At 57.7% G+C, this 12,630-nt stretch carries 10 protein-coding genes; all 10 read left to right on the forward strand.

Annotation, left to right across the window (positions count from 1 at the left end):
• Position 1 precedes the first annotated feature (1 nt).
• The 10 genes from DWW73_RS03065 (at position 2) to DWW73_RS03110 (ending at position 12,602) form a co-directional block, all read left to right on the forward strand.
• Positions 2–1,492 (forward strand): glycerol kinase GlpK, encoded by a 1,491-nt coding sequence (locus DWW73_RS03065; RefSeq protein WP_117778710.1) that lies wholly within the window; start codon positions 2–4, stop codon positions 1,490–1,492.
• 169 nt (positions 1,493–1,661) lie between these two features.
• Positions 1,662–2,150 carry an S-ribosylhomocysteine lyase gene (locus DWW73_RS03070; protein ID WP_117583665.1) on the forward strand — a complete coding sequence of 163 codons (489 nt, stop codon included), beginning with the start codon at positions 1,662–1,664 and terminating at the stop codon, positions 2,148–2,150.
• Between the two features lie 200 nt (positions 2,151–2,350).
• A complete protein-coding gene (locus tag DWW73_RS03075; protein WP_117646431.1) occupies positions 2,351–3,190 on the forward strand; it encodes a PRD domain-containing protein in 840 nt (279 codons plus the stop codon).
• A 68-nt stretch (positions 3,191–3,258) separates the two neighbouring features.
• Positions 3,259–4,629 carry a PTS transporter subunit EIIC gene (locus DWW73_RS03080; protein WP_158550168.1) on the forward strand — a complete coding sequence of 457 codons (1,371 nt, stop codon included), beginning with the start codon at positions 3,259–3,261 and terminating at the stop codon, positions 4,627–4,629.
• A gap of 105 nt (positions 4,630–4,734) precedes the next feature.
• On the forward strand, positions 4,735–5,715 hold the full coding sequence (locus DWW73_RS03085) for an alpha/beta hydrolase (protein ID WP_117778711.1): 981 nt from the start codon (positions 4,735–4,737) through the stop codon (positions 5,713–5,715).
• 123 nt (positions 5,716–5,838) lie between these two features.
• Positions 5,839–6,483, forward strand: coding sequence for a DUF4867 family protein (locus DWW73_RS03090; RefSeq protein WP_117778712.1), 645 nt, complete (start codon positions 5,839–5,841; stop codon positions 6,481–6,483).
• A 343-nt stretch (positions 6,484–6,826) separates the two neighbouring features.
• Positions 6,827–8,257, forward strand: coding sequence for a 6-phospho-beta-glucosidase (locus DWW73_RS03095; RefSeq protein WP_117778713.1), 1,431 nt, complete (start codon positions 6,827–6,829; stop codon positions 8,255–8,257).
• A gap of 432 nt (positions 8,258–8,689) precedes the next feature.
• Positions 8,690–10,489, forward strand: coding sequence for a histidine kinase N-terminal 7TM domain-containing protein (locus DWW73_RS03100; RefSeq protein WP_158563775.1), 1,800 nt, complete (start codon positions 8,690–8,692; stop codon positions 10,487–10,489).
• Between the two features lie 2 nt (positions 10,490–10,491).
• The gene (locus DWW73_RS03105; protein WP_369833028.1) at positions 10,492–11,985 is read left to right on the forward strand and encodes a sensor histidine kinase; all 1,494 of its coding nucleotides are present in this window, start codon (positions 10,492–10,494) and stop codon (positions 11,983–11,985) included.
• Positions 11,982–12,602: a response regulator transcription factor gene (locus tag DWW73_RS03110; protein WP_117778716.1), complete on the forward strand. Its 621-nt coding sequence runs from the start codon at positions 11,982–11,984 to the stop codon at positions 12,600–12,602. Before DWW73_RS03105 ends, DWW73_RS03110 begins: the two co-directional genes overlap by 4 nt.
• Positions 12,603–12,630 lie beyond the last annotated feature (28 nt).

Consider the following 12,630-nt stretch of genomic DNA (forward strand, 5'->3'; position numbering starts at 1 on the left):
CATGGGCCGCTACATCATCGGAATCGATCAATCCACGCAGGGCACCAAGGCGCTGCTGGTGGACGAGGGCGGCCATTTGATTCATCGTGCCGATCGCCCGCATCGCCAGATTGTCAACGAGGCCGGCTGGGTGAGCCATGATCCAGCCGAGATCGCCGCTAACGTGCTGGCCGTGGCGCGCGCCGTGGTGGAGGAGACCGGGGTCGATCCGGCCGACGTCGCCGGCATCGGCATCTCCAGCCAGCGCGAGACTACCGTTGCCTGGAAGCGCACGACGGGCGAGCCGCTGTGCGACGCCGTGGTGTGGCAGTGCGCCCGCGCCCGCGAGCTGTGCGACGAGCTTGCTGCGCGCGAAGGCGTGGCCGAGCTGGTGCGCGACACGACGGGTCTGGTGCTCTCGCCCTACTACCCGGCGGGCAAGATGGCCTGGATCCTCGCGAACGTTCCCGCGGCTGCCGAGGCCGCTGCGGCGGGCGAGCTGTGCCTGGGCACCATCGATGCCTGGGTGGTCTGGACGCTCACGGGCGGCGCGGAGTTTCGCTGCGACTGGTCCAATGCCAGCCGCACGCAGCTCTTTGACCTGCGCCGTGGCTGCTGGAGCGAGCCGGTGTGCGAGGCCTTTGGCGTCGATTCGGCTTGCCTGCCGCAGGTGACCGATTCCGATGGCCTGTTCGGCATGACGAACCTGGGCGGCTTTTTGCCGGCGCCCGTGCCCATTCACGGCGTGCTCGGCGACAGCCATGCCGCCTTGTTTGCCCAGGGCTGCCATAGCCGCGGCATGGCAAAGGCGACCTATGGCACCGGCAGCTCGGTCATGATGAACGTCGGCGACGAGTTCGTCGCCAGCTCGCACGGGCTTTCGAGCTCGCTTGCGTGGCGTATGGACGGTGTGACCGAGTATGTGCTCGAGGGCAACGTGAGCTACGCCGGCGCCGTCAAGACGTGGCTGCGCGACGACCTGGAGCTCATCAACAATCCCGAGGAAGTCACCGACCTGTGCTACGCCGCCAATCCGGCGAGCCGCGTCTACTTTGTGCCGGCGTTCACTGGCCTGGGCGCGCCGCACTGGGCGAGCGATGCCGAGGGCTGCGTCTTTGGCATGACGCGCACCACGGGCCGTGCGGAGTTCGTAAAGGCCGCCGACGAGTCGATCGCCTATCAGATCTTCGACGTGATCGATGCGATGGTCGAGGATTCGGGCGCGGCACTGGCCGAGCTTCGTGTTGACGGCGGTCCCACGCGCGACGCGTACCTGATGCAGTTTGAGAGCGACCTGGTCGGCTCGCCCATCCGCATTGCGAGCAACGACGAGATGAGCGGCCTGGGTGCGGCTTGGGCCTGCGGCATTGCGCTGGGCATGTACACGCGCGATGTCGTTGACGTCTACGGCGCCCGCGGCATCGTGGAGCCTGCCATGCCTGCCGACGAGCGAGCCAAAAAGATCGCCGGCTGGCGCCATGCTGTCGACGCCACAATTGCATACACTGCCTAGGCGGCTGCGCGGTGCCCAAGGATTTTTCTGGGACGGGGATAAAAAACTCATTGATCCCCGTCCTAGGCAGCTCATTTGGGGCGGGGCTTTTTTGACTGGTATGATTGGTGCGACCATTCGAACCAGCTAAAAGAGCCCCGTCCCAATTTAACTACCGAGAGGAACTGCCATGGAGCGTATCGCGAGTTTTTCCGTTGACCATCTGCTGCTCGAGCCCGGCGTGTATGTGAGCCGCATCGACCGCGATCCGGCGACCGGCGCCGCCGTCACCACCTTTGACCTGCGCCTGACCACGCCCAATAAGGAGCCGGTCATGAACACGGCCGAGTGCCACACCATCGAGCACCTGGGTGCCACGTTCCTTCGCAATCATGCCGAGTGGTCGAGCCGCATTGTCTACTTTGGTCCCATGGGCTGCCGCACGGGCTTTTACCTGGTTGTTTTTGGTGAGCTGACGAGCGAGGAAATCTTGCCGCTCGTGCGCGAGCTGTTCGAGTTTGTCGCGGGCTTTGAGGGCGATGTTCCCGGTGCCGCTCCCGAGGAGTGCGGTAACTACCTGGACCAGAACCTCCCCATGGCCAACTGGCTTGCGCGTCGTTATCTCGACCGCGACCTGGCCGATATCGACGAGAAGCACCTGCACTATCAGCAGGCATAGGGCCGCCCTCTGCCTCCAAACCGTTCACACGGAGATATCGACCGTTTAACTGTTTAGAAGTGTTTATTCGAGGTCATTAGCACTAGCTCGCTTAAACTAGTCCTCAGAGTGATATTCAGGCAAGGCTCCTGAAGCAGCATCTGTCGATATTGATTGTCGGATTCTGCTTCGGGAGCCTTGTTCTGTTTAGGGGGGGACACATGGAAATTGTTAAACGAATTAATACCAGCGCTGTCCTCTGCGTCGATGGAAATGGCAGACAGTTGGTTGCATTCGGCCGTGGTCTGGGGTTTAAGAATGTCGGAGACGAGGTCCCTCTTTCGGAGATTCAACGAACGTTTTATAACGTTAGCTCTCGCTACATCGCTCTCGTTGACGAGGTCCCCGACGAGCTTCTCGAGCTTACCTCGGATGTTATTGATATGTCGACAGGTTTGCTGTCTTATGAGGTGAGCCCTAATTTGCCGTTTATCCTTGCGGACCATATCGCGTATGCGGTTAAGCGCAAAGAGCAAAATATCGTTGTCCGCATGCCTTTATCGTTTGATGTCCGCCAACAATATCCCGTCGAATTTAGAATCGGCGAGTATGCACTTAAGATAATCAGGAAACGTCTTAACGTTAGGCTTCCAGCTCATGAGGCAGTTGGAATTGCCATGGCGTTTATCAATAACATGGCCGATTCGGACTCATGCGAAGTAGTTAAAGAGTTTAGCGCGGATATCTACGATCGTGTTCTGGAGGAGTCAACCGTTGCTGTTGAAAATCGGCTTGGCATTCAAGTTGATCGGGAAGGTTTCGATTACGCAAGGTTCGCAACCCATCTTCAGTACTTATTCAATAGGTTGAACTCTGGCGAAAGCATCGTGAGCGACAACCGCAAGATGTACCTCTCGCTCAAAAAAGAATATCCGGTGGCATCAATGTGCGCCGATGATATTGCTTCTGTTCTCAGCCGACTGACGGGGCGGGAACTTATAGACGAAGAAAGACTCTACCTCATGATGCACATCAATCGAATTGCATCGAAAACAAGGTAATTAGTTGGCAAAGGCGCGCGCTTTGCTGATGGTTACATATAAAACTCAACATGGGAGAAATGGTATTTATGGCAGATACAACCAAGCTCGCTGCCGAGATTCTCGAGATGGTGGGCGGCGCAGACAACGTTACATTTGTAGCTCACTGCATGACTCGTTTAAGGTTCAACCTTAAGGACGAAAGCATCGTAGACGATGCAAAAGTCAAGGCGATTGATGGCGTGATCGACATTCGCCATTCCGCGGGGCAATATCAGGTGATTGTGGGACCTAAGGTCGATAAGGTCTATGAAGTCGTTGCCAAGGAAACCGGGATTGATGCCGGAGATTCCGAGGCAAGCGAAGGAGAGACTAAGGGCTTTCTGGGAAAGCTAATGAAGCTCATCAGCGGCATCATGATGCCCGTTCTTCCTGCCTTGATCGCATGCGGAATGATAAACGCCGTCCTTAGTATTCTGACGACGGCGGGTGCTGTTTCCGCCGAGAGCGGAATATACACTCTGCTGTACGGCATGGGAAATGCCTGCATGTATTTTCTGCCCGTTCTTGTCGGATCATCTGCTGCTCAGTTCTTTGGAACCGATCGATATATCGGTGCGGTACTCGGTGCAATCCTGATTTATCCGACTTTCGTTGCTGCGGCCGGAGCGGGCGATGCGCTGGATTTGCTCGGCATGAAGTTCACAATGGTGAGCTATTCCTCCACGGTGTTTCCTGCTATCGTGGCGGCTTGGTTCGCATCCGTTCTTAATAAGTGGCTGCGGGCGGTTCTTCCCGATGTTGTGGCATTTGCGCTCGTCCCGTTCCTGACGGTTGCTGTTGCCGCCCCCGTCTCGCTCCTTGTGATCGGCCCCGTTATTCAGCAGGCGAGCTCTTTGCTTGCGACTGCAGTGCTGGCGGTCTATCAGTTCAGCCCCGTCCTTTGCGGCGTTATTCTCGGGCCGATATTCGGTCTCGTTATGATCCCCCTTGGACTCCATTGGGCCCTGATCGTGCTTTCCATCAACAATATTATGACCGTCGGCTCCGATCCTATCCTTGGACTTCTCTGCTGCAGCATGGGTGTTGTCGGCGCTTGTTTGGCGTTTGCCCTCCGCTCGAAGGACCCGAGTGAAAAGAGTCTTGGGTTCAGCTGTGCCATTACGGGCTTTTTCGGGATTACGGAACCGGCGCTGTACGGCATCATCTTGGAGCACAAGAAGATCATTATCGCTTCCATGGTCGCCGGAGCAATCAGTGCTGTTATCCCGGCGATTTTCAACACCTGTACGTTCGTTATGACGTCGAGCGGCATTTTTAGCTTCCCCGGTTATATGGATCCTTCTGGTGATATGAGCAGCCTCATCGGCGCAATTCTTTGCAATGTCGTCGGTTTAATTCTTAACTTCGTTCTCGTTTACATCCTGTATCGCCCTGATGAAGAGGCAGTAGTGGAGTAGACAATTATTTGGGATGTAAGCTGCCGAAAACCCCGCGGCAGATTGCATGTGGTGGGCTTGCCGTTGATTCACGCGAGCCCACCCTCATTTTTGGAGTGACTAGCTATGACAATTACAGCCGATATGACGTTTGGCGAAATCGCGCTCCTTCCTGAGTTCGCTGGCTTTGGCGAGCACCTTATGCTTTGCCGGCCTTCAACTTGGGAGCGCATGTGGAATAAACCCATCGTGTCTCATATGAATTCTGATGCTAATCCATATGAAACTACTCGCGTTTTGCGTGGATTGAATCGGATTGTCGAGCTCGTGGATGACGGGAGGCAAGTTGCCTACGATATATGGGATGAAGCCGACTGCATCCGTGATCCGACTCGACGCAACACGAAACTGTTCTTCTTTCCCGGGAGACCCGGGGCTCCCTTTATCATTGCGGTTTCGGGCGGAGGTTATCAGAGCGTTTGTCATCAAATGGAAGGCTTTCCCGTTGCCCCCGAGCTCAACGATGCGGGCTATAACGTGTTCGTACTGTCATACAGGGTGAGGGTCGAGCCTTTGATGCCGCGTCCAATCGACGATTTAAATCGAGCTGTCCGTTTTGTCTTCGAGAATTCAGCGAAATTTAATGTCGCAAAAAGTTATGCAGTTATCGGCTTTTCTGCTGGTGCGCATTTAACTGCCGAGTGGGGGACGGACAACAAGGGATTTGCGTCCTACGGATGCGAGGCACCCAAAGCCTTGGTCCTGTGTTATGCACCGATTGATCTTCGTGGCTTTGAGAACGCATCAGACAATAGATTTCTTGATTCGGTGTGCGGCGGGGCTGGTCGCGACTCGCTCGATGATTTCTGTATTAATCAGCATGTGTGGGAGCAGTATCCTCCGACATATCTTTGGCAATGCGCTGACGATGATATTGTATCGCCCGACAATTATGAAAAGATGGTCGATGCTCTGGATGCAGCTGGAGTACACCATGAGGGAGTCATGTATTCAGAAGGGGGGCACGCATTGATGAAGCCCCATGCGCCGGAGACCGACTACTGGTGTATGAGCGTTATTGAGTTTCTTAAAGATTATCTCGACTAGGAAGCTGCATGTCGCTTTTTGAGCGGGTGATTTCGTCATGCAATGTTTTCGGTATTGATCGTGGTCGTGGATGAATGATGTTCTAGAATGTTCATACTGTCACATAAACGAACAGGAGCGAACATGCATATCTACTCTGTATCAGATCCCGAGTTCAAATCCTATGGTCGCGTGTGGGACGACGTGCCGTCCAACCTGACCGCCCCGCTTGTCGAGGCGCTTGCGGCTACTCCCATTCCCGAGGGCACCAAGTACGTGGCCTCCGCACCCGAGCTCGAGCAGGTTGAGGGTGTCGACACGCTCGGCCTGCTCATGTACGGCGGCCGTCCGTTCCAGCCGGGCTGGTGCAACGGCCACAACACGCGCCTCAACTGTCTGGAGTATCACCGTGCCAGTGAGTTTAATTTGGGTGCGCGCGACTTTATTCTGCTGCTGGCCAAGCGCGAGCAAATTGTCGACGGCAAGCTCGACACCGCTCAGGTCAAGGCCTTTCGCGCGCCCGCCGGCACGCTCGTCGAGGTTTACGCCACCACGCTTCACTACACGCCCTGCATGGTCGACGACGGCGGCTTTCAGGTGATGGTGGCGCTGCCGGCGGGCACCAACGGCCCGCGCCCCGAGGCTGCAGCCGACATGCCTGCCGCCGGTGACAGCTACTGCTACTGGAAGGCCGACAAGTGGGTTCTCTGCCACGCCGATAGCCCCAAGGCTGCCGAGGGCGGCTACGTAGGCCTCATCGGCAAGAACCTCGACATCGCCTGTGACTAGCATCTTCCGTCTCGATTTGTAACATCTAGCGGGCTAAATCGTCTCTACCTGTTACAGATTTAGACAAACTGCGGGGGGCTGCCCGAAAATCTCGATCTGTAACACCAAGCCCGGTTTTGGCTGCCTACCTGTTACAGATCGAGACAAACCGCCCCAAACCACCACAAAGGTGCCTGTCCCCTTTGTGGTGGTTTGGGGCGGCGGTATCAGAAAGTGTCAGGCAGGGGCGGCTGCCGGGCCGCCGTGTGCGAAAAGAAGTGTCGGCCTGCGCCGTTGCCGTTGAGCGACGCGTTGTTTGCAGGGATACTGAGCCTATGACAACAGCGTGCGAAAGGATTGATGCATGGCTTTCCGTAATGACTTCCTGTGGGGCGGCGCAACGGCTGCCAACCAGTGCGAGGGCGCTTACGACGTGGATGGCCGCGGCCTGGCCAACGTGGACGTGGCGCCGCACGGCCCTGAGCGCTATGCGGTGGTCTCCGGCCAGCGCAAGATGCTCGACTTCGAGGACGGCTATTACTACCCCGCGCAGACCGGCATCGATTTCTATCACCACTACAAGGAGGACATCGCCCTCTTTGCCGAGATGGGCTTTAAGACCTTCCGCATGAGCCTGGCCTGGACCCGCATCTTCCCCAACGGCGACGAGACTGAGCCCAACGAGGCCGGCCTGGCCTTCTACGAGGACGTGTTCCGCGAGTGTCAGGCGCACGGCATTGAGCCGCTCGTGACCATCACGCACTTCGACTGCCCGATTCACCTCATCAAGGAGTACGGCGGCTGGCGCAACCGCAAGCTCATCGACTTCTACAAGAACCTCGCGACCACGATCTTCACCCGCTACAAGGGCCTGGTAAAGTACTGGCTTACCTTCAACGAGATCAATATGATCCTGCACCTGCCGTTTATGGGTGCCGGTCTGGTCTTTGAGGAGGGCGAGAACAAGGAGGCCGTCGAGTACCTGGCCGCCCACAACGAGCTCGTCGCCAGCGCTTGGGCAACCAAGATCGCCCACGAGATCGACCCCGAGGTCAAGATCGGCTGCATGCTCGCCGCGGGCACCTACTATCCCTACAGCTGCCGTCCGGGCGATGTACGCCAGGCTCAGCTTGACAACCAGGACAATTACTTCTTCGTCGACGTCCAGAGCCGCGGTTACTACCCGGCCTATGCCGTCAAGAAACTCGAGCGCCTGGGCATCGATGTGGGCATGACCGACGAGGACCGCGAGGTCCTGGCTGCCAACACCGTCGACTTCATCAGCTTTAGTTACTACAGCACCCGTTGCTCTGCCGGTGCCGACAACCCCGATGTCAAGCGCACCCAGGGCAACGCCTTCGCCGGCGCCAAGAACCCCTACCTGCAGGAGAGCCAGTGGGGCTGGGCCATCGATCCGCTGGGCTTCCGCATCACCCTTAATGACCTGTACGACCGTTATCAGAAGCCGCTGTTTGTGGTCGAGAACGGTCTGGGCGCCAAGGATGTTGTCGAGGAGGATGGCTCCATCAACGACGACTACCGTATCGACTACCTGCGCCAGCATATCGCCGCGATGCGCGATGCGGTGACCGAGGACGGCGTTGACCTGCTGGGCTACACCACCTGGGGCCCAATCGACCTGGTGTCTGCCGGCACGGGCGAGATGTCCAAGCGCTACGGCTTTATCTATGTCGACCGCGATGATGCGGGCAACGGCACCCTCAAGCGTTCCAAAAAGAAGAGCTTCGACTGGTACAAGCATGTCATTGAAACGAATGGTGAGGATCTGTCCTAAGGAAGCCGAGACACTCAACTTCAGAGTTTCCTAACCAAAACGCCCGGCGAGCAGTTAATGCCCGCCGGGCGTTTTGTTAAAAGAAGTGAAAGCACTCATTGGGGACGTACTTAAATGAGTGCCCGCAGAATGAGAGTGGATAATCTCCCGTTTTTAGCCTGTTTGTGGGCTCAAAGTGGGAGATTATCCACTCTCGCCATTTGGGCGTCCAAAAATCCTCGCTCGTTTTGTCTTAGTCATTGGGGACGTTCTTAAACGACTAGTCGCTGGGGACACCCTTTGCCGTCGGCGGATTTTGGGACATGTGGCCCGCTTTTTGGGCCCGCCTGTCGGTACACTAAAAGCACTATGGGTACCTGCGAGCGACATATCGGCCACGCGGCCGCCCGATCCGCACCCGTGGCGGATCCCAGGGGCGGCAGGCTCTTCGCCATGCCGCGATTCCTTGTTGGCATAACACATCGGGTGTACCGTCACCGCGTCTTTGCTATCGCCGGCGCCATCACCGCGCTGTTCCTCATGGTTTTGGCAGTCTTGCCGGCGCTGTTCGCCTTCGACCCCAAACTTTCTAACGCCGTGCCCGCCTATAGCGAGGTGTCCGAAGAGGTCGTGGATGCGCTCGTCCACTCGAGCTCTCTCCCGCTGCTTGTCGCCGCAATTGCATTTTCAATCTGGGGTGTGTTGGCGTACCTACGCTGCTTGGACTACGTCTTGCGCCGCCGCCTTGTTGCCATCGCCGCCATTTGTGCCCTGTGGATGATCGAGGTCATCCTCAAATATAAGTCGTTCACGCCGTTCTATGCCACCGTGCTGTGGTACCTGTACTACGTGCCCATGACGCTCATTCCGCTGGTCTACCAGCTGTGCGGTCTGCGCCTCGCGGGTTTGGAACAGCATCGTATGGGGCGTCGGTACCGCACCGTTTTGTGGGTCATGGCTGTCCTGCTTATCGGCTTTGTGCTTACTAACGATGTTCATCAGCAGGTCTTCCATTTCGATCGATCGAGTGGAACCTGGAGCAACGATTACACATATGGTTGGGGCTACGGTACCGTTCTGGTATGGACAGCCTTTAACTTCGTTGCCTTTTTTATCTTGGTAGGACGGTCCTCGTCTTTTCGTATTCAGCGTTTCTCGGGCACGGCCGCGCTTGTCCTATTGGGCGGCGCGTTCTTTGCCATTTCATATGCGCTGCGTGTGCCCTGGGCATGGAGGCTTAATTTTTCACTTGTCTACTGCGTCCTGTGCGTGGTGGCGATGGAAATCTGTCTCGATTGCGGTGTCATCCCGTCGTACCACGATATCGCCGGTATTTTCGGCACCTTGCCGCTTGACCTCAAAGTTCTAACGCGTGACCTGCAGGAAGTCTATGTCACGCCGGTGTCAAAGCCAATGCCGGTAGGCGTGCGTGAGGAGTTGCGGGTCCAAGAGCACGGGCACGCTCACGCCTTTGCCGTGGCGTCCGATCCCGATGTAATGTATCGCGCCTTTCCGCTGCTGGGTGGATCGGCTCTCCTTGCCCAGGGCGTCTCGGAGCTCAACGAACTCAATCGCGAACTGGCGCATCGTCGCATGGAGCTGCAACGCCAAAATGAGCTGCTTGCCGCCGACTACGACCTTAAGACACATTTGGCAGACCAAGAGGCCGAGACCTTACTGGTCCAAGACGTGGACCAAGCGCTTGCCCGTGCGCTCGAAGGGATGTACGACCTGCTGAGCTCGCTGCCGCCGTTGACCGATGAGGCATCTTCGCACGAGCGTTACCGCATGCTGCAGCGCGCCAAGATGCTCGTCGCCTATTGCAAACGCAAGGGGTCGCTCACGTTGGCACAGCACGGGGAGAGCGGTTTTGACCGCGACCGCATTCAGCTCATCGCCAACGAGCTTGCAAGTGACCTACGCACCATCGATGTCGATTGCGCCTCGATTATCGCCATACGGCGCCCGATGCACGCCAGTACGGTAAGCGCCCTGTACGACTGCGTGTATGACTTTGCGTTTTTTGCCTACACCACCGACCATCCGGCGCTTATGTATCACTTGGGCGACCATGACCGGTGCAGTGTCGAGCTGCGCGCCACGCTTTTTTCCAACGATGATGAAGATCTTTCGCAGACGCCCGCTGCGCAAGAGCTCGAAAGCGCTCTGCAAGGGCGCAACGTGGCATACCGCCTTGAGGGCGAGCCCGGCCAGCTGCGCATGATCGTCTTGATGCCGAGGGCGGGTGAGTGACGATGCAGATTTCGTTCATCCTTCCCCAAATCGTTGCGCTCGATGTTGTCTTTGCCCTGGCTGCGTGTCTGCAGATGATCCACGTCCCGCTCATCGCATCGCGCCGCTCGTCCTATAACCGTAAGGTGATTTGCGCCTACGAGACGAGCCTTGTGCTTCACTTGGTCATCTCGGCTGTCATTTTGTTCGCGTCGTCTGGCTCATATCTGGTGGCGCCGCTTGACGTTTGCGCCGGGGCAATGGGCGGAGCGCTGTGGCTCAATGCCGCGATCTTTGCCTACGGCGTAGTGCTTATGGTGCACTATCGTCGCCCCGTCATGCTGGCCGAGCTGCTGCTTGTTGCCGCCGTGACACCGCCGGTGGTTTTTGCCCTGGGCTCGGCGTGGGCCGTTGTCCTTATCGCAGAGGGAGCGTTCTTCCTGTTCCGTTCCATCGCGGCGCTCTTGATGGACGTCCGTAACCGCCAGGAGGATATCACCGCGTTCTCGACGATCGAAACCATCAACGTGATTCCCGTCGGCATCCTGTATCTGGATTCAAAGGGCCATCCGTTGCTCATGAACCGCTGCATGCGCAAAAACCTCGCTGAGCTTCACATGCCCACCGACTTGCACGATATGAGCGGCACATGGAACGGCCTTCGAAAGCTCAGCGCCCAGATGCCCGAGAGCAGCAAAGACCGCGTTCGAATTGACCTGGATCGCTTTGGTGAGACACGCGCGGTGGTCGAGGTTTCTCCCTCCGAGATTCGCCTGTTTGTGTGCGACGACGTTATGGTTTCGGGTCGCCCCTTGGAGCGCATCATCGGCTTGGACGTGACGGAGTACGCACATGCCCATGACCGCCTGGCGCAAGCCAACCACCTGCTTGAGCTTGCGGGCCAAGAGCTCCAAGCCCAGATCGAAGAAGTCAAAAAAGTTGCTGATAATGCGGCCTATCTGCGTATGCGCGCCCGTGTGCACGATGTGATCGGTCAGCGCCTGTCCATCCTCCATCGTTATCTTGAGGAGGGGCGCCTGGATGACGAGTCACTCGAGCAGATCGATCCGCTGCTGCGCTCGATTGCCGCCGACTTGCATAGCAGGGGTGACACCGAACCGGCAGAGCAACTGGGCGATATCGTCCATGCCTTTGGCCTGGTGAGCGTGCAGATCGATGTGGAGGGAGAGCTGCCAAGCGACGCGCGTGTCGCCGCCGCATTTTTGCAGATTATCCGCGAAGCCTCGACCAATGCCACCAAGCATGCACAAGCCCATCAGGTCCATGTGCGCCTGTGGCAGGAGACGTCGAAAGACGGTGCTGTTGCGCGGATGACCGTTTCTAACGACGGCGCGCCGGCACCCGTATCGTATCGCGAGGGAACGGGTATCCCTGGTATGAGGCATGTCGCACAGAATCTGGGCGGCAGCCTGGAAGTCCACGCCGCCCCGCCCTTTACGCTTGCGGTGTCCATCCCGCTCGCCTCCAACGCCACGGTCCAAAGGAGAAGCTCATGATCCGCGTTTTAATCGTCGAAGACCAGGCTATCTTGCGCGAGAGCCTGGCGCGTTCCGTGGGCGACCAGCCCGACATGACCGTTATCGCCGCGATCGCCGACGCCTCGGATGCCTTGGACGTTGTGCTCAAGGAGCGTCCGGACATGATACTGATGGATGTGTGCACCGAGCACGATTCCAACGGCATCGTGGCGGCGGCGCGCATCAAAGAACAACTGCCCGAGTGTCGCGTCATCATCATGACGGGTATGCCCGAGATCACCTTTGTGGACCAGGCGCGCGAGGCGGGCGTCGACAGCTTTGTGTACAAGAACGTCGGTATCGACGAGCTATTCGCCGTGATGCGCTCCACGCTGGCGGGTTACTGCACGTTTCCCAAGCCGCCCGAGAGCATCTTCTCCGGCACGGCGGCCCTCGACGATGTCGAGCTGTCGATCTTGCGCCTTGCCTGCGAGGGTAAAAGCCGCCGCGAGATTGCGGCCGAGCTGTTTATGAGCGAGGGCACCATCAAACGCCGCATCTCGGAGATTCTCAACAAGACCGGCTACGACAACATCATGCGCCTGGCCGTGCGCGCGGTGACCGAGGGCAGCATCGTTCCCAACATGGAGCGCTAACGCTCGTTACGCATCGGCATAAAAGCGA

The sequence above is a fragment of the Collinsella sp. AF16-8 genome (assembly GCF_003462695.1).
Taxonomy (GTDB): domain Bacteria; phylum Actinomycetota; class Coriobacteriia; order Coriobacteriales; family Coriobacteriaceae; genus Collinsella.